We start from the raw sequence: 554 nt of genomic DNA, 5'->3' as shown, positions 1-554 counted from the left end.
CACGACCGGTAAGGACGACGACCGCATCACCCTGCTGGAGACGGATATCGGCGGTTCGCTCGATATCCTGGCCGGTGAGGGCGACAACATCGTTGACCTGAGCGTAGTAACGGTGGGCGCTGCGACCCGCATCAGCTCTGGCGCGGGCAACGACAGCGTCACCCTGCTGCAAACCGACATCGGCGGCTCGCTGGACATAGACGCTGGTGACGCCGCCAATACCGTTAGCCTGGATAAGGTGACGGTGGGTGGCGACACGTCCATCACCACGGGTGCTGGCGTGGATGTAATCACGCTGGTGGACAGCGGCCTGCTCGGTCAATTGATGATTGACGCTGGTGACGGCAGCAATACCGTTGACCTGACCCGTGTTTCGGTGGCCAAGGCCACGCGTATCACGACCGGTAAGGATGACGACAGCATCACCCTGCTGGAGACGGATATCGGCGGTTCGCTGGATATCCTGGCCGGCGAGGGCGACAACGCCATCGACCTGACCGTGGTAACGGTGGGTGGTGCTACCCAGATCACCTCGGGCGCGGGCAACGACAGCG

The 554-nt window shown here is 62.8% G+C and carries 1 pseudogene; it reads left to right on the top strand.

Annotated elements, in window-relative coordinates:
• Positions 1-554, top strand: a pseudogene (locus tag A7V84_RS14810) (hypothetical protein); the annotation flags it as partial.

The organism is Bordetella trematum, from assembly GCF_900078335.1.
GTDB lineage: Bacteria > Pseudomonadota > Gammaproteobacteria > Burkholderiales > Burkholderiaceae_B > Bordetella > Bordetella trematum.
The sequence above is the reverse complement of the archived record's forward strand: the minus strand, read 5'-3'. Positions and strand labels throughout refer to the sequence as shown.